Source organism: Streptomyces sp. NPDC050121, from assembly GCF_044460385.1.
Classification (GTDB): domain Bacteria; phylum Actinomycetota; class Actinomycetes; order Streptomycetales; family Streptomycetaceae; genus Streptomyces; species Streptomyces soliscabiei.
On the sequence record NZ_JBITJV010000006.1, the window covers coordinates 115,137 to 134,487 of the forward strand.

Annotated in this window: 14 protein-coding genes; 6 read left to right on the plus strand and 8 right to left on the minus strand. The window is 71.0% G+C overall.

Translation table 11 applies throughout. The features are described from left to right. The first annotated feature begins 266 nt into the window (after window positions 1–266). From ACIBTS_RS11730 to ACIBTS_RS11740, 3 genes are all read left to right on the plus strand, one after another. Window positions 267–2,237 (plus strand): tachylectin-related carbohydrate-binding protein, encoded by a 1,971-nt coding sequence (locus ACIBTS_RS11730; protein ID WP_399318615.1) that lies wholly within the window; start codon window positions 267–269, stop codon window positions 2,235–2,237. A gap of 228 nt (window positions 2,238–2,465) precedes the next feature. Continuing rightward, entirely contained in the window at window positions 2,466–4,433 is a 1,968-nt protein-coding gene (locus ACIBTS_RS11735; RefSeq protein ID WP_399318616.1) for a tachylectin-related carbohydrate-binding protein, read from the plus strand. Window positions 4,434–4,602: 169 nt separating this feature from the next. Continuing rightward, window positions 4,603–7,980 carry a LamG-like jellyroll fold domain-containing protein gene (locus ACIBTS_RS11740; protein ID WP_399318618.1) on the plus strand — a complete coding sequence of 1,126 codons (3,378 nt, stop codon included), beginning with the start codon at window positions 4,603–4,605 and terminating at the stop codon, window positions 7,978–7,980. Here ACIBTS_RS11740 and ACIBTS_RS11745 read toward each other — a convergent pair. Next, window positions 7,868–8,290, minus strand: coding sequence for an alpha/beta hydrolase (locus ACIBTS_RS11745; RefSeq protein ID WP_399318620.1), 423 nt, complete (start codon window positions 8,288–8,290; stop codon window positions 7,868–7,870). The genes ACIBTS_RS11740 and ACIBTS_RS11745 overlap by 113 nt on opposite strands. A 181-nt stretch (window positions 8,291–8,471) precedes the next feature. On the opposite strand from ACIBTS_RS11745, the gene ACIBTS_RS11750 reads away from it, so the two are divergent. Continuing rightward, a complete protein-coding gene (locus ACIBTS_RS11750) occupies window positions 8,472–9,749 on the plus strand; it encodes a PIN-like domain-containing protein (RefSeq protein WP_399318622.1) in 1,278 nt (425 codons plus the stop codon). 195 nt (window positions 9,750–9,944) lie between these two features. Here the strand turns inward: ACIBTS_RS11750 and ACIBTS_RS11755 are convergent, their stop codons facing one another. From ACIBTS_RS11755 to ACIBTS_RS11770, 4 genes are all read right to left on the minus strand, one after another. Then, window positions 9,945–11,369: an aldehyde dehydrogenase family protein gene (locus ACIBTS_RS11755; RefSeq protein WP_399318624.1), complete on the minus strand. Its 1,425-nt coding sequence runs from the start codon at window positions 11,367–11,369 to the stop codon at window positions 9,945–9,947. Then, the gene (locus ACIBTS_RS11760; protein ID WP_319675722.1) at window positions 11,366–12,244 is read right to left on the minus strand and encodes an SDR family oxidoreductase; all 879 of its coding nucleotides are present in this window, start codon (window positions 12,242–12,244) and stop codon (window positions 11,366–11,368) included. Before ACIBTS_RS11760 ends, ACIBTS_RS11755 begins: the two co-directional genes overlap by 4 nt. Beyond that, window positions 12,241–13,587, minus strand: a complete 1,347-nt coding sequence (locus ACIBTS_RS11765) for a flavin-containing monooxygenase (RefSeq protein WP_399318626.1) — start codon at window positions 13,585–13,587, stop codon at window positions 12,241–12,243. Before ACIBTS_RS11765 ends, ACIBTS_RS11760 begins: the two co-directional genes overlap by 4 nt. 95 nt (window positions 13,588–13,682) lie before the next feature. Beyond that, window positions 13,683–14,891, minus strand: a complete 1,209-nt coding sequence (locus ACIBTS_RS11770; protein WP_399318627.1) for an MFS transporter — start codon at window positions 14,889–14,891, stop codon at window positions 13,683–13,685. A gap of 182 nt (window positions 14,892–15,073) precedes the next feature. Here ACIBTS_RS11770 and ACIBTS_RS11775 point away from each other — a divergent pair, with 182 nt between their 5' ends. Both ACIBTS_RS11775 and ACIBTS_RS11780 read left to right on the plus strand, forming a co-directional pair. After that, window positions 15,074–16,165, plus strand: a complete 1,092-nt coding sequence (locus ACIBTS_RS11775; RefSeq protein WP_399318629.1) for an AraC family transcriptional regulator — start codon at window positions 15,074–15,076, stop codon at window positions 16,163–16,165. A gap of 94 nt (window positions 16,166–16,259) precedes the next feature. Continuing rightward, window positions 16,260–16,439, plus strand: a complete 180-nt coding sequence (locus ACIBTS_RS11780) for an RICIN domain-containing protein (protein WP_399318630.1) — start codon at window positions 16,260–16,262, stop codon at window positions 16,437–16,439. Window position 16,440: 1 nt separating this feature from the next. On the opposite strand, the gene ACIBTS_RS11785 is transcribed toward ACIBTS_RS11780, so the two are convergent. The 3 genes from ACIBTS_RS11785 to ACIBTS_RS11795 form a co-directional block, all read right to left on the minus strand. Next, window positions 16,441–17,583 carry an RNA polymerase sigma factor gene (locus tag ACIBTS_RS11785; protein WP_399318631.1) on the minus strand — a complete coding sequence of 381 codons (1,143 nt, stop codon included), beginning with the start codon at window positions 17,581–17,583 and terminating at the stop codon, window positions 16,441–16,443. Further along, entirely contained in the window at window positions 17,576–17,998 is a 423-nt protein-coding gene (locus ACIBTS_RS11790) for a YciI family protein (protein WP_319675727.1), read from the minus strand. The genes ACIBTS_RS11785 and ACIBTS_RS11790 overlap by 8 nt, the downstream gene beginning before the upstream one ends. A gap of 104 nt (window positions 17,999–18,102) precedes the next feature. Further along, entirely contained in the window at window positions 18,103–19,344 is a 1,242-nt protein-coding gene (locus ACIBTS_RS11795; RefSeq protein WP_399318633.1) for an extracellular solute-binding protein, read from the minus strand. Window positions 19,345–19,351: the final 7 nt, after the last annotated feature.

Consider the following 19,351-nt stretch of genomic DNA (forward strand, 5'->3'; position numbering starts at 1 on the left):
TTCCCTCTCGATGTCGAACGTAGGCTTCCTGACCGCCACTTACGGTTCGAGCTCACAGGGGGGCTTCCGCCGGAAGCCACGAAACAGGCTGCCCCGGGGCAGCCTGTTCGACGGAAGGACACGACGAATCCACATGGCATTAACTCCACACCGCAGAGTCGGCCCACTGACCTCCGTGACAGGGGCCGGTGTGGTCCTTCAGTGCACGACGGCGACTGCGCGCAGCCTGCCTGCGGCCCGCTGACATCCCTCTGAAAGGACCCACCATGACCCTCTTCACGCGCGGCAGAGCCGCTCGCCTCACGGCCGTGGCGGCCGCCGCGGCGGCCGCACTGCCGCTGCTCATCGCCGCGCCGGGCACGGCGCACGCCGCCGATGCCGCGACCTGTAGGACCAACGGCCCGACGTACGGCGTGAACAGCGCCGGCTCCCTGCTGGAGTACAAGCTCAAGTCGCCGATCAACGGCGCCGGCGGATATCTCAGCCCCACCACGATCGGCTCCAGCTGGAACAACTATCCGCTGGTCATCTCCGGCCCGGACGGCAAGTTCTACCTGCTCAAGTCGGACGGCACCTGGTACGGCCGGCGTGACGTCGGCACCGGTGTCTGGGCAGTGAGTCCTCGGAAGATCACGACCGCGTTCGGTTGGCTCGCCGATGCCGCGGACCGCAACCAGGTGACCGTGGACCGCTCCGGCCGCATGTGGGTGCTGCTCGACAACGGCAGCCTCTACTCGTACAAGTACGACGGTTCGGGCAGCGCCTGGACGCCGGCCGACACGAGTGTCCTCCATGACACGGGCTGGAACCGCTACGACCTGATCACCGCCGCGGACGACGGTGTCATCTACGGCCGTGCCGCGTCCGACGGCAAGCTCTACCGCTCCCGCTTCGACAGCACGAGCCAGCGCTGGATCGAGCGCCATGTGCTGGTCAGTTCCAGCGACTGGCACCAGTTCAAGAGCATCACGTCCAACGGCGGCGACACCCTGATGGGCGTCCAGAGCTCCACCGGCCAGCTCTTCTACTACCGGTTCGACGAGAACACCAGGTCCTGGCCGGTGAACCGGGTCGAGATCGGCACCGCCGGCTGGCAGAACCTGCTCAGCGTCTCGGGCGCGCCGGACAACTGCGGCATCGTCGCAAGCCACACGCCCGCGTCCCCCGCCGTCCCGCTCGAGTCGTACAGCCGTGGCTCGGTGATGCAGTCCTCCACCGGGTCCGTCGAGTTCGCCTACACCGACAACATCGGACGGCTCGTCCACGGACGCATGGCCGACCCGTCCGACGTCAACGGCGTGCAGTGGACCACCATCTCCGGCAACGAGGCCTTCACCGGTCAGCCGTCGCTCGTCGAGCAGGCGGACGGACGGGTCTCGGTCACCGCGCACAACACCTCGGGCAGCGTCTGGCAGCGCAACCAGGTCGCCAAGTCCAGTGCGGACTGGGCGGCCTGGAACGACCAGGCCGGAGCGATGCGGCAGCACGCCACCACCGCGAAGCTGCCTTCCGGGCAGCTGGTGCAGTTCGCGGCCGACGCGAACGGCGCACCCTGGTACCGCCTGCAGACCGCGGCCAACGGCGAGTTCCTGGGCTGGCTGCCGCTGTCCGGCACCGGCTTTACCGGTCCCTTCACGGCCGTGCCGGTGCGGGACGGCCTCCAGTTGTTCGGCAAGAACGCCTCCGGCGTCCTGAACACCGCGCTGTTCAAGGCGGACGGCACGCTTTCCCCCTGGACTTCGCTCGGCGCGCAGGCCGTCTCCGGCACCCCGTCCGCCGTGGTCTACCCCGGTTACCGGATCCGCGTCTTCGCGACCGACGGGAACGGCAACGTCGTCACCGCCTCCCAGTCCGTCGAAGGCGGGGCGTACGGCGAATGGACGCAGGTCGCCGGGCTCACCGCGCAGGGCTCCCCCAGCGCCGTGATCTCCCCGCTGACCGGCCTGACCGAGATCGTCGTCCGCGGTACGGACGGGTACATCCACAACACCGGTGAGACCACCCAGGGCAGCGGAGTGTGGCGCACCTGGCAGCAGTCCAGCTTCGAGACCTCCGCCACCGAGCCCACGGCCGTCACCTACACCAACGCCACCGGCCCGACCTGGGCGTACTCCTTCCGCACCGCGGACAACCAGACCCGGTTCTACGCGGTCCAGCAAACCGCGGCCCTCTCCACGGCGAAGGCCGCGCGGGAGACCCCGGACTTCACCGGACGCAGCCTGCCCACGGCCGGCTGACACCAGCCCGCGCCACACATGTGATCACCGTGTCCGGGGAGGGGCATCCCGCCTCCCCGGGCCCTCACCTGCCGTTCACCGGGCACCGGCGTCAGGGACTGTTGCGTCAACTAGTCATCGCACAGGGTCAGTTGAGGCCATCAGTTCACCTTCAAGATCCCTATTGAAGATGTTTGTTCACCTGAGTGAAACGGCAGCGTTCACCGTCGGACGCTTAACGTCCATGTCATGAACCGGATTTCACCTCGCGCACTGATCTCCGCCACTGCTCTGGCCACGGCCCTGGCGACCGCCCTGCCGCTCACCGGCGCGCTGCCCTCCGCTCCCGCAGCGGCTGCCGTATCACTGACCTGCGGCTCCAATGGGGTCACCTACACCCTTGACTCCGCCGGCAAGCTCAACAGAACCGACATGCCGGACCCGGCGGTCGGCAACGCCCTGCCCGCCGGCAGCACCATCGACACCACCTGGACCGGCTACGGCCATATGCTCGCCGGCCCTGGAGCGACCTTCTACGGCATCAAGTCGGACGGGCTGTACTACAGCCACCGGATCAGCTCCAGCAACACCTGGGACGTCCACCACCGGAAGATCAGCTCCAGCTTCGCCCAGTTCAGGGCCGCCGACCGGATCGACGACATCACCATCGACCGCGGCGGCTACCTATGGACGCTCTCCGGCACCACCAACGACCTGCGCTGGTACCGCTACGACGCGACCGCCAACGAGTTCGTCGAGGGCAGCGGCAAGATCGTCGACAAGGGCTGGAACTACGACGCCATCTACGCGGGCGAGCGCGGCGTCGTCTACGGCCGTGACGCTACCGACGGCAAGCTCTACCGCTCGCGCTACGACTACACCAGCCAGCGCTGGATCGAACGCCATGTGCTGGAGTCCGCCGCCGACTGGAGCGACACCAAGTTCATGCCGTCGTACGGCGGTGACACGCTGTTCCGCGTCAAGGGCGGCGGCGCGGTCACGTACTACCGCTTCGACGAGGACATCCGCGACTGGGCCGTGTACAACAAGCAGGTCGAGGCGTCCGGCTGGGCCGGCTACGTCTCGGTCTCGGCGGCGCCCGACATCTGCAGGCTCAACGTCAACCACACGCCCGCGGCGACGCCCGTGCCGCTGGAGTCGTACACCCCCAACTCCGTCATGCAGGCGTCCGACGGCAAGCTGGAGCTCGCCTACACCGACAACATCGGCCGCCTGGTCCACGGCCGCACCGACCCGGCCGACATCAACGGCGCCCAGTGGACGGTGATCTCCGGACAGGAGGCCTTCACCGGCCGGCCCTCGCTCTCCGAGCACACCGACGGCCGCGTCGTCGTCACCGCCCACAACACCTCCGGCAGCATCTGGCAGCGCAACCAGAGCGCCGTGAGCAGTGCCGACTGGGGCAACTGGATCGATCTGGCCGGCGCGATGCAGCAGCACGCGGTCACCGGCAAGACCCCCACCGGTCTCATGACCCAGTTCGCCCTCGACGCGAGCGGCAAGCCCTGGTACCGCATCCAGCAGCGCGCCGACGTCGACTTCATGGGCTGGATGCCGCTCTCCGGCACCGGCTTCACCGGCCCCCTCACCGCCGTCACCGTGCGCGACGGCATCCAGCTCTTCGGCAGAAAGACCGACGGCACCCTCTCCACCGCCCTCTTCAAGGAGAACGGCACCCTCTCGGCATGGACCGCCGTCGGCGCCCAGGCCATCACGGGCACCCCGTCGGTCGTCGTCTACCCCGGCTACCGCATGCGCGTCTTCGCCACGGACGCGAGCGGCAACGTGGTCACCACCGCCCAGTCCGCCGAGGGCGGCGCGTACGGGACGTGGGACACCATCGCGGGGGTCACCGCGCAGGGCTCCCCCAGCGCCGTCATCTCCCCGCTGACCGGCCTCACGGAGATCGTCGTCCGCGGCGCCGACGGCACCGTCCACAACACCGGCGAGACCACCCAGGGCAGCGGCGCCTGGCGCGCCTGGCAGCAGGTGAGCTTCGAAGCCTCGGCCACCGAGCCGACCGCCTTCACCTACACCAACGCCACCGGCCCGACCTGGGCCTACACCTTCCGTACCGCCGACAACCAGACCCGCATCTACCAGGTCCAGCAGACCTCTTCGCTCAGCGCCCTGCGCGCCGAGGCCGACGCGCCGGACTTCAGGGGCAGCAAGCTGCCCACCCCGCCGGCCAAGTGATCACACCGTAAAGGAGGCCCATGGCGGCCCGCCGGTCGGCAGGCCCCCGTCTCCACCGCCGCCCGCTCCGTCCTGCTTCCTTCCGTCCTGTCGGCACGGACTCGGGCAGGCAGGGCGGCGGTCTGCTTACGGCCAGGTCCTCACCCCACCAGAAAGGGTCCGCACCGCCGTGTCCCGGCTCCGCATACGCGCTCTCGGCGCCGCCCTCGTCACCCTGCCCCTGATCCTCCTCGGAGCCGTCGCTCCGCCCGCCGCCGCCGGCGGTACACAGCCGTCGGCCGACGGTCTCATCGGAAACGAACAGATCCTTTTCCGCTCCGGAACCGCCGGATACGGCTGTTTCCGCATACCCGCGATCGTCCGTACGAAGGCGGGCACCCTGCTCGCCTTCGCAGAGGCCCGCCGCTCGCCCTCCTGCGCCGACCGGGGTGCAATCGACACCGTCGTCCGCCGCTCCACCAACGGCGGCCGCACCTGGGGCCCCGTCCGCGTGGTGCTCGCCGGCAGCGACACCGACCCGGATGCGCCCTACACGCGCGGCAACCCCTCCCCCGTGGCCGATCTGCGCACCGGCGACGTCCATCTGCTCTCCACGTCGGAACCGGCCGTGCCGGGCGGCAAGCGGCTGCCGCGGGTCCAGCGCAGCACCGACGACGGGCTGACCTTCGGCGCGCCGAAGGCGCTGCCGCGGCTGTCGAACCCGCAGGACGGCTGGTTCGGCACCGGCCCCGCGCACGGCATCCAGCTCAAGCGCGGCGACAAGGCGGGTCGGCTGGTGGTGGGGGCGTACGAGTCCCCACCACAGCCCGGTCAGGATCCCCAGCTCGTCGGGGTGCTCTACAGCGACAACGGCGACGACTGGTTCGCGAGCACCACGGCCGACTCCGCCGGGCCGGGGATGTCGCCGGGCGAGCCCACCGTCGCCGAACTCGACAACGGGGATGTCTACATCAACGCCCGTAACAACAACGGCACTTCGTCCGGGCACCGCACGCACGCCGTCAGCACCGACTCCGGTGCGACCGTGCCCGCGCAGCAGGTCGTGCCCTCGCTGACCACGCCCGAGGTGCAGGCGTCGGTCCTGGCGCTGGAGCAGACCTACCGGGCCACGCCCGGTGACACGCTCGTCCTCTCGGCTCCCTCGCACCCGACGGACCGACAGAACATGCGGATCCGCTACTCCACGGACCGCGGCACCACCTGGCACGACGCCGCGCAGGTCAACGCCAAGCGGGCCGGCTACTCGGACCTGGTCGAGCTGACCGACGGCGAGATCGGCCTGGTCTACGAGGGCGGCGACGGCTTCTCCGCGGCCAACATCTACTTCAACCGCTTCACCCCGGCGGCGGCCGGCGTGCCGGGCACCTTCACCGGCGCGGTGCACCCGCAGGCCTCCCGGGCCGCGGGCCGCACCACCCCTGATACCGCGCCGGACGCCAACGACGCCTATCTCGCCGGGAGTTCGACGCTCGGCACCGGCCGTTGGGGCCAGGGTCTGACCCTCGACGCCGCCGGTGAGTACGCCGACGTGCCGTACACGCCGGGAATCGACCCGGGCGACGGCGACTTCACCTACTCGCTGTTCTTCAGGTACCGGGCGCAGCCCGGCGAGACCCAGCAACGGGTACTGATGTGGGCCTACGGGTACGGCGCGACGAAACCGCAGGTGTGGGTGCGCGCCCAGCCCGGCCAGAACCGGCTGTACGCCTGGGTGCAGGGCACCGGCGGCGGCGCCTCCGTCGCCCTGACCGACCCCGGCCCGTCCACCGCCTTCGGCGACGACGCCTGGCACCAGCTGACGCTGGTGCGCAGCGCAGGACGGATCACGCTCTCGGTGGACGGCACGTCGTCGGCGCAGGCCACCGGGGTGGCCGGGTCGGTCAGCGCCGACCGCGTGGACGGTGTCGACGGGATCCGGCTCGGGGCCAAGCCCGATACCGCGGCCGGTGACCCCTTCAGCGGCGGCCTGGACGAGTTCCGCATGTACCGCAGCGCGCTGACGCAGACCCAGCTCGCCGAGTTGCGCACGGCCGACGCGGCCCCTTCCGCAGACGGTTCACTCGGTGTGCGGCTGCCGTTCCAGGTCGTCGACACGGCCGATGTACCCGCGCTGACCTCGGTCGCGATCGAGGACGACGTCTCGGGACACTGCGCCGACGGGACCCTGCTCGGCGGGGTGCCCGCTGAGGTGGCCGGCCGGGTCGGCAAGGGCGCGATCTCCGTCACGGCGTCCCGTCCTGGCGTCGAGGTCCCCTATCTGCCGGCCCTCGACGTCGGATCGGGTGACTTCACCTACACCCTGTGGTTCCGGCACACCCTGACCGGGGCCGACGCGAACGCCGCGCTGCTGTGGGCCTACGGCTCGGTCACGGGCGAGCCCTCGTTGTGGGTGCGGGCGCAGCCGTCCCAGCGGCGGCTGCTCGCCTGGGCCGAGACACCCGCGGGTGCGGTGCAAGTGGCACTCGGGGACACCGGCCCGTCGGCCGCCTTCGGGGACGGCGCCTGGCATCTGCTGGCGGTCACCCGAAGCGGTGGCACACTGCGGCTGAGCGTCGACGCGACCACGTCCGCCGAGGCGACCGGCCTGTCCGGCACTCTCACCTCCACCACGACGCCGCAGGGGCTGAGGGTCGGCTCCAAGCCGGGCAACCTCGATGTGTTCACCGGCTCCCTGGACGACGCCCGGCTGTACAAGCGGGCGTTCACGACGGACGAGTTGACGAGAATCGCGCAGTCCGCCGTCGGCTCCTCGGGCGGCTACCCGGCCGACAGGCCCGCCCTGTCGTGGTCCATGGAGAACGGCAACACCCAGGCCCACCAGGTGGTCAGGCCGACAGCGGGCCCGGCCACCCCGGACTCCTCGGTGCACTGCAACCACGCCTTCGTACGGGGCGGAGCCCGTCCCGCGGCTGCGGCGGGAGGCGGCAGGTTCGGGGCGGGGCTCCCCCTGGACGGCACGGACGACTCCGTCGAACTGCCGTACGGCGCGGACGAAATCCTCGGCTCCCGTGACTTCACCGTGGCGACATGGCTGCGCTACACGGCCGGCCAGACGAGCGCCAACCAGGTCGTCTTCTGGGCGTACGGCGTCGGCGGCGCCGAACGGCAGTTGTGGCTGCGGGCCCAGCCGGGCCAGGACCGGCTCGCCGCGGTGCTGCAGACCGACACGGCCACCACCACCGTCTACGCGGGCGACGGCAGCGCGGCCTACGCCTTCGGCGACGGCGCCTGGCATCACGTGGTGCTCGAGCGTTCGGGCGGGAGGCTGAGCCTCTCGGTGGACGGCGGGCCGCCCGGCGAGGCCCCGGCTCCGGCCGGCTCGGTGACGTACGAGGACGGCTTCGCCGTGCTCGGTCTGCATCTGGGGGCCAGACCGGACGGCCACGACCGGCTCACGGGCTCCCTGGACGAGTTCCGCCTGGTGCGGCGCGCGCTCACGGCGGAGGAAGTGACCGCCCTGCGCACGTCCAACGCGGACACCGGGACGGCCACCACCGTCCGGCTCCCGTTCGAGACGCTGTCCGCCGAGCCGTACGCCCGGATGTGACCTGGATCCGCCGAACGTTCCCAGGACATGCGCAACCGCTGCTGCCGGCCGTTCGACTCCGGTCGGCGAGAGCGTCCCTGAGGAAGTGGCCGCCCTGCCTGATCGCCGCCACGGTCGGCGGGCTGTCCCGCAGCGGAATCAGGGACGCGAAGTCGTGCACGGTCCCCAGGTAGCGGGCGGCGGTCACCGGGACGCCGGCCTGTCGCAGCAGGCGGGCGTCCTGTTCGCCCTCGTCCCGTACGACGTCCGCCTCCGCCGTCACGATCAGGGCGGGAGTCGGTCCCGCGAGGTCCGCCGTGGTTGCCCGCATCGGCGAGGCCGTATCCGCCCAGTGGCAAGACGGTCTGGGCGGATCTCGATCGCCACCGTGTCCACTCGCCCGGCACCTGCTGATCGTGCATCCGACCGTCCGCCGCTCCCCTGCCTGCCCGCAGCGCTAGGGTCGCCAGGGGGAAGTCGGTTGCAGACAGGGGTGGTTCAGAGTGAGCGACATGACCGAGGGCGCAAACGGTCGGGGGCTTTTCGACGACTTCGGAGCCTTTCGGACTCCCACGACCGAGGACTTCACCACCGTACTGACCCGCGGGCTGGTCGCCCCCGACGCCAACGTGCTGCTGAACCTTTACCGGTACACCGAGAAGGCCCGGGGCGACCTGTTGGAGGCGCTCCTCGCGCTGGAGGACCGGCTGTGGGTTCCTCACCAGGTCCTCGTGGAATTCTGGCGGAACCGCGAGAGCACCCTCAGTGACGCGCGGTCGTCCGGGGCGCAAGCCGCCGAGGACATGGCCGGTCACGCGACCCAGGCGGAGCGGACCCTGCGTACCTGGGCCAATCGCGTCGCCCTGCCCGAGGAGGAGACCGAACGGCTGCGCAGTCAGCTGAACGAGGTCTTCGACGACGTGCAGGAGACGATCGTCAAGGTGGGCGACGGCGAGTGGCAGAACATCACCCAGGACACGAGCACCGACCCGGTCATCGCCAGACTGGAGCCCGGTCTCGACGGTCACGTCGGTGCCCCGCTGAGCCAGGCCGACTACGACAAGGCCATCGCGGAAGGGATGCGCCGGGTCGACAGGCGTCTGCCTCCGGGCTACATGGACAACGCCAAGGAAGGCGTGGGGGCCGCCGCCGACTATCTCATCTGGGAGCAGATCCTTCGCGAGTCGGCCCGCCGCCGCTGTGACGTCCTGTTCGTGACGGCAGACGCCAAGGAGGACTGGTGGCGCAAGGAGCAGGGCTTCAACCGCGGTCCCCGGCCGGAACTGACCGAGGAACTGAGGACCCGCGGCGGCGGCCGGCTCTTCATGCTCAGCCCCAAACGGTTCCTGGAAGTCGCCGCGCCGATCCTTGAGGTCCGTCTACAGGAAGGATCCGTGGAGGACATCGAACGGGTGGAGCGGATCGGCACCGAGGAGACGTACGGAGGCTGGACCGCGAGCACGCTCCAGGAGCTCTTCGACCGGCTGACCTACGAGGGTCGCGGAGACCGGGTGGCCGTGATCAAGTACGCCGCCGAGATGAACGGTGTCGCCGACGCCAGGAGTGTCTACGACATCTGCGAATACCCCGAGGACCGCACCCTCCGGGGCTTCACCAAGCCCGTCACCCGGATCGCCACCCTGATGAGGAATGTCGGGACGATCCCGGACTCGGCGGTCACGGTCCTCGAAGCGAAGTACGAGACGGGTCCCGGACCCGCGTCCGGCTTCGCCGTCCACCCCCTCCTGGTCCCGCTGATCAACGACCTCACTGACGAAGAGGAGCAGTAGGGGGCAGGAGGGAGCCGATACCGCAGGCCGCCGGGTCGTACGGAGTCGGTGTGGCGCGAACTCGGAGGGACGACGCAGCGCAGTCCTGCAGCGGGCGAGGGCGTCACCGCGCGCGTCCACCCGGCCGACGTCACGCCCAGGCATCGTCGAGTCCGCCGGCGACCTGCCCACCCACGTCCATCCGGCGGGCCGCTCTCAGCGGGTGCGGATCCAGACGGTCTTCTGCCGGGTCCACTGGTCGAAGGCGTCGGTCGATTTCTCCACGCCGCCGAACCCGGACTGTTTCCAGCCGCCGAAGGGTGTGGTGATGTCGCCCTCGCTGTAGGCGTTGACGGAGACCACGCCGGCCTGGACGCCGCGTGCCAACCGGAGGGCGGTGTCGAGGTCGCGGGTCCATACGGAGGCGGCGAGCCCGTATTCGGTGGCGTTCGCCAGGTGCGTCGCCTCGTCTTCGGAGGCGAAGGTCTGGACGGTGACGACGGGGCCGAACAGTTCCCTGGTGAGTACGTCGCTGCCTTCGGGCGCGTGGGTGATCACGGTGGGCGGGTAGTAGGCCCCGCTCTGCGGCAGGCCGTGCGGCAGCCCTCCGGTGTGGATGCGGGCTCCACCGGCCCGGGCTGCTTCCACCGCCGCCGCGACCCGGTCGAAGGCCGCCCGGTCGATCAGTGGCCCCACCTGGGTGCGAGGGTCCGCCGGAGCACCGATGACCAGGCTCTTCGCGGCGGTCGTGAACCGCTCCAGTACCTCGTCGGCGATGCTGTGGTGGACCAGGACGCGGGAACCGGCCGTGCAGTTCTGCCCCATCGTCAGGAACGCGGCCTCGATCATGTGGTCGATGAGCTCGTCCCCGTAGGCGAGCGCGTCGGCCATCAGCACCTGGGGGCTCTTGCCGCCCATCTCCAGCGAGACGCGTTTGAAGTTGCTGTCGGCCGCGTCCTTGAGGATGCGGCGCCCGGTCTCGGCGGAGCCGGTGAACGACAGGGCGCCCACGAGGGGACTGCGGGCCAGGGCGGCGCCGGCGACGGAGCCGTGGCCGGTCAGGACCGTGAGGACACCGTCGGGCAGACCGGCCTCGGCGGCCAGCCCGGCCAGGTGCAGGGCCGACCGCGGGGTCGCCTCGGCGGGCTTGAGCAGCAGGCTGTTGCCCGCGGCGAGGGCGGGACCGACCTTCCACGCGGTCATGGCCAGCGGGTAGTTCCAGGGCAGGATCGCCGCGACCACCCCGACCGGCTCCCGGGTCATCAGGCCCAGGCTGTCGTGTCCGCCTCCGGGGGCGACTCTGCCGAACGCCTTGTCGGCCGCCTCGGCGAACCAGCGGACCGACTCGACAGCCCCGGGTACGTCGCCGGTGAGGCACTCCGTGATCGGCTTTCCCGCGTCCTCGCTGTCCAGCCGGGCCAGGATCCCGCAGTCGCGTTCCATCAGGTCGGCGAGTCGCAGCAGCACCGCGCCGCGCTCGCGGACCGGCAGCCGCGACCAGACGCCGGATGCGAAGACCTGCCCGGCCCGCTCGGCAGCCTTGGCGACGTCCTCGGCGCTCGCGGCGGGCACGGTGGTGATCAGCTCCCCGGTGGCCGGGTTGACGACGTTCAGCGTGGCGGGGCTCTCGACTGAGCTCATTTCTCCTCCACCAGTTCCCAGCGACCGTCGGTCTGCCGTGCCAGTCCCCGGCGACGCAACTCCTCCAGATAGCGGGCCATGCCGCGCTCGCCCCGCCGCCGGAACAGCGGGAACACCTTCGGCAGCAGGTTCGGCGCCAGCATCGCGAACCGGACGAGACGGGACTCACCGGTGCGCGGGTATGCCTCCAGGCGGGGCTTGTCGAGCAGGCTCACCACGGCCGCCACGACGTCGGCGGGCTGCTGGGGCGGGTCCTGGAACTGCATGGAGTTCCCACCGTCCACGGCTTCCTGGCGCAGCATCCGGGTGTCGGTCGCCGACGGCAGCACCGACCCGGCCAGGATGCCCTTGCTCCTCAGGTCGAGCCCGAGGGCGAGCATCGCCCCGCGCAGCCCGAACTTCGAGGCCGTGTAGATCGGGGTCTCGCCCAGCGGGAAGATCCCGCCGAGGGAGACGGTGGTGACCACCCGGGGGTCCTGGGAGGCCCGCAGCAGCGGGATCGCGATCCTGGTGGCGACCAGCGGCGAGGTCAGATTGAGGGTGATCTCCTGCTCGATGCTCTCGACGCTGCGCACGTCGAAGCGTTCGGCGCTGGTCATTCCCACGTTGTTGACGAGCACGTCGAGGCGCCCGTAGACGGCGGCGACCTGCTCGAAAAGGTGCTCCACCTCAGCCCGGTCCACAAGGTCGCAGCCCAAAGCGGTGTGGCCGGTGCCGGGAAGCTCGACGGCGACCCGCTTGGCGCGGGCCTCGTCGATGTCGACGACCACGCAGCGGGCGCCCCCGGCGGCGAAGCGGCGGCACATCGCGCTGCCGATCCCGCCGGCGCCGCCGGTCACCAGCATGACCTTGTCACGGAAGTCGAAGCCGCTCACGACGCCGCCTCCGCGTCCCGCAGGGACCGCACGCGCGGCGGCCGGCCCTCGGTGCGCCAGCCCATCCCGGCCGCGATCCTGCCGAGGTGCTTCACGAGGGCCGCGCTGTCGACGTAGCCCTTGTGCCGGGGCGAGTCGACGAACTTGAGGCCGCCGGACAGGTCCGGGCGGTCGGTACGGATCAGGCTCGCGAACCGCTCCGCGTTCGGCAGTCCCTGCGCCACGTCGTCGATGTGCCCGGCGATCAGCTGGGCCTGGATGTCGAAGAGCTGGTACGCGCCGGAGTTGGTCTCGACGAAGCCGACTCCGAACAGGCCCTGGTGCTCGCGGGAGAACGACGACAGGTACAGGTCGGGGTGCTGCTCGTCGCCGAAGTACTTCTGCGCCACCGGCACTTGGTGGACGTAACCGGTGGCCAGCAGGATCAGGTCGAAGTCGTCGCGGGTGCCGTCCGTGAAGTGGACCGTCCTGCCCTCGGTGCGGGCGATCCCCGGCCTGGCGGTGATGTCGCCGTGCTGGAGGTGGTGGATCAGCATCGAGTTGATCGCGGGGTGGGTCTCGAACAGCTTGTGGTCCGGCTTCTGCAGGCCCAGGCGGGTCGGGTCGCCGTTGATGATCCGCAGGAGGGCGCCGAAGACCCGCTGCGCCAGCCACATCGGCAGGTGGGGCCCGTCGTTGGCGATGGTGTCCACCGGCCGCCCGAAGAGGTGCTTGGGGATGAACCAGTAGCCGCGGCGCATGCTGATCACCGCGTGGTCGGCGCTGCGGGCCGCGTCGCAGGCGATGTCGCAGCCGGAGTTCCCGGCTCCCACAACCAGGACCCGCTTGCCGCGCAACTCCTCCGCACTGCGGTAACCGACCGTATGGCGGACCTCGCCGGTGAAGTTGCCGGGCAGTTCCGGGACGTTGGGGTGCCACTGGGACCCCGTACACACCACGACCTGGCTGTGCAGGGTCTGCTGTCCGTCGGTCCGGGTGACCGCCCAGGTGCCGTCGGCGTTCTTCTCGACGCTTTCGACCTCGACGCCGAACTGGATGCGCTCCGTCAGTTCGTAGGCCTTGGCGAAGGAGGTCAGGTACGAGAGGACCTGCCGGTGCGGCGGGTAGTCGGCGAATTCGTCGGGCATCGGAAAACCCCCGAAACCCGAGAGGGTCTTACTGGAAATGAAATGGGCCGACTCGTACATCGGGCTGCCGGGGTTGTCGATGTCCCAGATGCCGCCCGGCCCGGTGTGCCGCTCAAGATGCGTGTACGGCAGATTCCGCTCCGCCAGGGCTCTGGCGACCGCCAACCCGGCAGGTCCCGCTCCGATCACGCAGGTGTCGTACTGGATCTGTCCCATAAGGCGGATCTCTTTTCTATCGGTTCGCAGGCCCATTCCTGAAGGACTGAAGGGAACTTATTCATCCGCAGTTCAGCGGGAAATGGTCCGTGCGGTCAGAGAGGGGGCTTGGGCGGCCACACGAAAGACCGTGCAGTCACCAGGAGCGCCAGGACGAGGGCGGCCGGGATCGCGTAGGCGAGGCGGAAGTGACCGGTGGACCCGAGGACTCCGCTGGCGGCTCCGCCCGCGAGCACGCCCGCGTAGTTGAAGACGTTCATGCGGGCCAGGACCGCTTCGGTCGCCCCGGGTCGTAGTCGTCCGGCGGAGGCAAGGCACAGGGGGACGAGCGCGGAGACGCCGAGCCCGGTGCACGCGGCGGCCAGGACCGCGTACGGCCAGGCGGGAGCCGCTGCCAGTCCGGAGAGGGCCACGGCGGTGAGCAGGGTGGCGGCACGGATCACGGCCGCCGGACCGACGGCGCGTACGAGGTGGTCGGCGCAGGCCCGCCCGGTGACGGTGCCGACCTGGTAGGCGGCATAGGCCAGAGGTGCGAGGGACAGGGCGGTGTCCAGAGTCTGGTGGAGATAGAGCGTCGACCACGACGAGACCGTGGAGTCGATGACATAGGCGACCAGGAGGACCAGGCCGAACGGGGCGAGCTCGATCCACAGTCCGCGGCCGTGCCCGACGGACTCGGCGGGTGGCGAGTCGGCAGGTGGCGCGTCGGCGGGAAGCTCGTGCGCTCGGACGGTCAGGCCCAGGGCCAGGACGAGGCCGGCCTCGGCGGTCAGGGTGTACTCGGCGGGCCAACCAAGGCGAGCGGTGCCCGCGGTCACCAGCGCGGCGGCGACGCCCGCTGCGCTCCAGGCGGCGTAGAAGGAGGCGAAGATGCTCCGGCCGTAGTGGCGTTCGACGGCGGCGGCCCGGGTGTTCGCCGATACGTCGATGCAGCCCAGCGCCATGCCGAACAACCCGTAGGACACCGCGGCCACGGCCTGGTCGGGAGCCCGGCCGATCAGCAGCAGGGCCGTGGCGGCGGTCACGACGGCGGCCCGCATGGCGCCCACGGGTCCCAGCCGCCGGATCACGGCCGGTCCGGCGAAGCTGCCGACGCCCGCGCTCAACGCGACGGCCACGACGAGCACGGTCATCGTCAGCGAAGAGAGCGAGAGACGCTCCTTGACGGCGGGCACCGTGGTGGACACCGCGGCCACCGCAGCTCCCTGGGCGGCGAACACCGTCGCCACGGTCCGCCGCGCTGCCCTGAACGGGCTCCGGCGCACGGATCGGCGCCGAGCCGCGGTGAGAAGAGGTGCAGTCATCGGGAGCCTTCATTTCTCGCGCACGGCAGGGCGGGCAGGTTTTTCGCACACCGTAGGGAGGGCGGCGAGGCCGTGTGCAGCGCGTCGGAGGCCGAAATGGGGGCTCCGGCGGCCACCCGGGCGACACGCGGGGGCCGGTTGCTTACAGTGAAGCGAGAAACGCCCTGGTGAGAGGGAACGCGATGCCTGATGCTCCCGCTCCGGCCAGTTCTCCGGGAACGAGCCGCAGCACCTCTGCCACCATCGCGCCGAACATCCTCCGCTACCTCACCCGCGTCGCCGAGGAGCACGGCGTCGACCTGCAGCCGCTGCTGACCCGGGTCGGGCTGGACCCGACGGTGCTGGGCTCCGCCGCGCTGCGGGTCTCCTACCGGCAGGGCAGTGACGTCATCCGGCAGGCGGTGCGGCTGACCGGGGACGAGCACCTGGGGCTGCGCGTGGGCGCGGCGCAGCACCTGACCGCGTGGGGACTGCTCGGCTTCGCCATGATGGCCGCCGGAACTCATCAGGAAGCCATCGAGACCGGTGTGCGCTATCAGAACCTCTCCGGGGCGATGACGGTGTGGTCGGCCGGCTGGGAGGACGCAGGCTATGTGCTGCGCGCCGACCTGCCGGACCCCGCGCTGGATCCGACGGTCGGCGTCTTCCTGATCGAGGAGGCGTACTCCAGCGTCGTCACCCTCACCCGGCTGAGCGTCGGTGCCGCGTTCGCGCCGCAGGCGGTCGAGTTCGCCTTTCCCGCCCCGCGTGACACGCGCCCGTTCGACGATCTCTTCCGCTGCCCCCTGCGCTTCGACGCCGCCGGCAACCGCATGGTGATCCCCGCTCGGTGGGCCCGCGCGGCCATGCCGGGGCGGGACCCCATCACCTATGCCTCGGTGCTGGAGGTGCTGGAGAGGGAGACGGCGTCGCGGCGCGACCAGCAGGACCTGCTGGAGGTGCTGGAGATCTCCATTGCGCAGAGCCTTCCGGCGGTCCCCTCCTTCACCGAGCAGGCCCGCCGGCGCGCGTCCAGCGAGCGCACCCTGCGCCGTCGCCTGGCCGAGTGCGGTACCACCTACGAGGCGATCGTCGACGGGGTACGTCGTGAGCAGGTCGAACAGCTACTACGACGACCGGAACTGACGCTCCGTGAGATCACCCGCCAGGCGGGGTTCGCCGACGTGAGCGCCCTCCGGCGGGCGGTGCGTCGGTGGCACGGGGCGACCCCGCTGGAACTGCGCGCCGGGCTGCTGGCCCGGGAGGCGCCCGCCGCAGACGCCCGCGGCCACTGACCAAGAGTCTCGGGCGCGTCGACGGCCGACGGCGCCGCCGTCGGCCAGTACACCTGCAACGGGCAGACCGACCGGATGTTCACGCTCAACCCCCGTGTCCGCACTCGGCAACTGCCACGACTACCGGCTCGTGGCCGTGCACAGCGGCAAGTGCGTCGACGTCTCGGGCGTCTCCACCCGGCCGCGGGCCCTGATCCACCAGTGGACCTGCGGCCCCGCGAGCGCCCTCGGCACCAAGAAGAACCAGGTCCGGCGGCTTCAGGGCAAGGCCTGAGCTACGTCAGGCGGGTGTTGAGGCGGGCGGCCTGGCGGGTCAGGTGGTCGCGTTCGGCGAGGTTGGGCGCCTTGCGGGCCGCCTCGGCGTACAGGCGGGCCGCCGTCGCCAGGTCGCCGTCGCGCTCGTGGAGGTAGGCCGCCACCGCGGTGTGCCGGGGCAGCGAGTCGTCCAGCGCCGCGAGCGCGGCCAGGCCGGCTCGCGGTCCGTCGGCCTCGCCGACGGCCACCGCGCGGTTGAGCCGGACGACCGGGCTGTCGGTCAGCCGCGTGAGCTCGTCGTACCACTCGACGATCTGCACCCAGTCGGTCTCCTCGGCGGTGGGCGCGTCGGCGTGGAGGGCGGCGATGGCGGCCTGGGCCTGGAACTCGCCGAGGCGGTCGCGGGCGAGGGCCGTCTGCAGGATGGCGATGCCCTCGGCGATCGACTTCGTGTCCCAGCGGCTGCGGTCCTGCTCGGCGAGCGGGATCAGGCTGCCGTCGGGCGCGGTCCGGGCGGCGCGGCGGGCGTGGTGGAGCAGCATGAGGGCGAGCAGCCCCGCCACCTCGGGGTGGTCGATCGCCGCCGCGAGCCGGCGGGTGAGCCGGATGGCTTCGGCGGCGAGGTCGACGTCGCCGGAGTAGCCCTCGTTGAAGACCAGGTAGAGGACGCGCAGGACGGTGGCGACGTCGCCGGGCCGGTCGAACCGCACGCCGGAGACGGTGCGCTTGGCCCGGCTGATCCTCTGGGCCATGGTCGCCTCGGGCACCAGGTAGGCCTGGGCGATCTGGCGGGTGGTGAGGCCGCCGACGGCCCGCAGGGTGAGGGCGACGGCGGAGGACGGGGTGAGCGAGGGGTGGGCGCACAGGAAGTAGAGCTGGAGCGTGTCGTCCACGGCGGGCGTGGGGCCGGGCGCCGGTTCCTCCTCGATACGGTCCTCACGTCGGCGGCGTGCGGTGTCCGCGCGGGTCTGGTCGAGGAACTTCCGCCAGGCCACGGTGACCAGCCAGCCCTTGGGATCGCGGGGCGGGTCGGCCGGCCAGACGCGGACCGCCTCGACGAGCGCGTCCTGGACGGCGTCCTCGGCCGCCGCGAAGTCTGCTCCGCGGCGGACGAGGACGGTGAGCACGCTCGGCGTGAGGCTTCTCAGCAGTGCCTCATCCACCGGCGTGGCAGTCCATGTCGGTGGGCGACGCGGCGTAGAACGGGCGCAGCTCCAGCCACTCGTGGATCGGCTTCCCGCCGGCCCCGGGGGCGGCCGACAGCTCCCCGGCCAGCTCGACGGCCCGCTCGTAGCTGTCGACGTCGATCACCATCCACCCGGCGATGAGGTCCTTGGTCTCGGCGAACGGTCCGTCGGTGACGGGCGGGCGCCCCTCGCCGTCGTACCGCACCCACGTCCCCTCGGGGGCGAGCGCCTGACCGTCGACGTACTCCCCGCTCTTCTCCAGCCGCTCCGCGAAGTCCCGCATGTACTGCACGTGCGCCGAGATCTCCTCGGGCGTCCACTGCTCCATGGGCACGTCGTTGACCGCGGCCGGGGCTCCGCGGTAGTGCTTCAGCAGCAGGTACTTGGCCATGGTGGTTCTCCTCGGTACCGGTGCGACCCCTTGTGGTCGCGTTCATGGCAGGGACGGAGCCGGCCGCGGGTTCTCGACATCACGGTGCGAACTATTTTCCCGCGCTACGACGAGCTCGTCAGCGTGGCGCAGAGCTTGTCCGAGGGGACGGGGGACTTCCCCAGCTTGTGCTGGACTTCGTCGAGATCGTCGAGGAGGCCGGTGGGGTCCTTCGTGCCGGCGGTCGCGTAGTCGAGGACGGCCCGGTAGAAGGCGGCCGACACATCGGGGGTCATCGTGTCGGCCGCTCCGAAGCACAGCGTGTAGCCGGAGTCCGGCCGGAGCATGCCGGCTATCCGCTGCTGGACGGCGTCCTCGTAGCGGGTGACCTGGCTGTCGGCGGAGAACGCGGAGCCCGCTGCCTGGTTCACCCAGGACTGCTGGGCCTTCGTCTGAGCGAGGTAGGCGATGAAGGCCTCGGCGCTCGGATTGTCGTGGGTGAACATGCCGACGAAGTCCGCCGAGACCTCCAGTCGGCGCGTCGAGGAGGACGGCACGTAGTCGTGGCTCTGCCCCTTCCTGAACCCCATCGCGGACAGCGCGCCGTGCGCGAGGGAGCAGGTGCGGGGTGTGCCGGTCATTCCCGCGGCGGCCTCGCCGAAGTTGCGGACGGCGGCGCCCTCGACGCCGGTCCCCACGAGGTTGCGCCAGGTGGTCCACGCCTGCTTGAGCGGGGGCGAGTTCCATTCCAGGGCGCCCGAGAGCCACTGCTTGTAGGCGGCGCCGTCGCCCTGGGCGAGCAGGACGTCGGCGATCCAGTCGGCGCCGGGCCAGCCGGAGGTGGGGCCGGACTCCAGTCCGAGGCACCAGGTCCCGGTCTTGCGGAGGTCGGCCGGCGACGGCCGCCCGGTCACCGCGGGGTCGAACCAGACGAGGCTCTTGACGTCCACTTTCACGGGCACCGCGTAGACCTCGCCCCGCACCTTCGTCAGCCCGCGGAACGGCTCCAGATAGGCGTCCGTGGGGACCCGGAGCGGTTGTAGCTTCCTGTCCTTCTCCGCTTCCCGGTCCGCGTACCGGTAGATGGCTCCGACGCTGGGCAGCATGGCGAGGTCGGGCGGCGCCCCGGCCGCCACCGCGGCGTCGAGCTGCTGGGTCAGGGCGCGGGTGACCTGCACGTCCACCTGGATGCCGGTGTCGTCCTGGAAGGACTTGACGACCGAGTAGAACGCCTGGAACTCGTTGCCGGACCAGGGGATCATGATCGTCACCCGGTCGTGTCCGGGGCCGCCGCCGCAGCCGGCCGCGGCCAGCAGCAGGCCCAGGACCAGGACGCAGTGCGCGAGGCGTGCCGACAGCGTTCTCATGGCCGTG

Excerpts from the sequence above, each read along its gene's own strand:
- ACIBTS_RS11795 (WP_399318633.1), bottom strand. The coding sequence starts at position 19,344 with ATGAGAACGCTGTCGGCACGCCTCGCGCACTGCGTCCTGGTCCTGGGC.
- ACIBTS_RS11730 (WP_399318615.1), top strand. The coding sequence starts at position 267 with ATGACCCTCTTCACGCGCGGCAGAGCCGCTCGCCTCACGGCCGTGGCG.
- ACIBTS_RS11790 (WP_319675727.1), bottom strand. The coding sequence starts at position 17,998 with ATGGCCAAGTACCTGCTGCTGAAGCACTACCGCGGAGCCCCGGCCGCG.
- ACIBTS_RS11750 (WP_399318622.1), top strand. The coding sequence starts at position 8,472 with ATGACCGAGGGCGCAAACGGTCGGGGGCTTTTCGACGACTTCGGAGCC.
- ACIBTS_RS11775 (WP_399318629.1), top strand. The coding sequence starts at position 15,074 with ATGCCTGATGCTCCCGCTCCGGCCAGTTCTCCGGGAACGAGCCGCAGC.
- ACIBTS_RS11755 (WP_399318624.1), bottom strand. The coding sequence starts at position 11,369 with ATGAGCTCAGTCGAGAGCCCCGCCACGCTGAACGTCGTCAACCCGGCC.
- ACIBTS_RS11765 (WP_399318626.1), bottom strand. The coding sequence starts at position 13,587 with ATGGGACAGATCCAGTACGACACCTGCGTGATCGGAGCGGGACCTGCC.
- ACIBTS_RS11745 (WP_399318620.1), bottom strand. The coding sequence starts at position 8,290 with ATGCGGGCAACCACGGCGGACCTCGCGGGACCGACTCCCGCCCTGATC.
- ACIBTS_RS11735 (WP_399318616.1), top strand. The coding sequence starts at position 2,466 with ATGAACCGGATTTCACCTCGCGCACTGATCTCCGCCACTGCTCTGGCC.
- ACIBTS_RS11770 (WP_399318627.1), bottom strand. The coding sequence starts at position 14,891 with ATGACTGCACCTCTTCTCACCGCGGCTCGGCGCCGATCCGTGCGCCGG.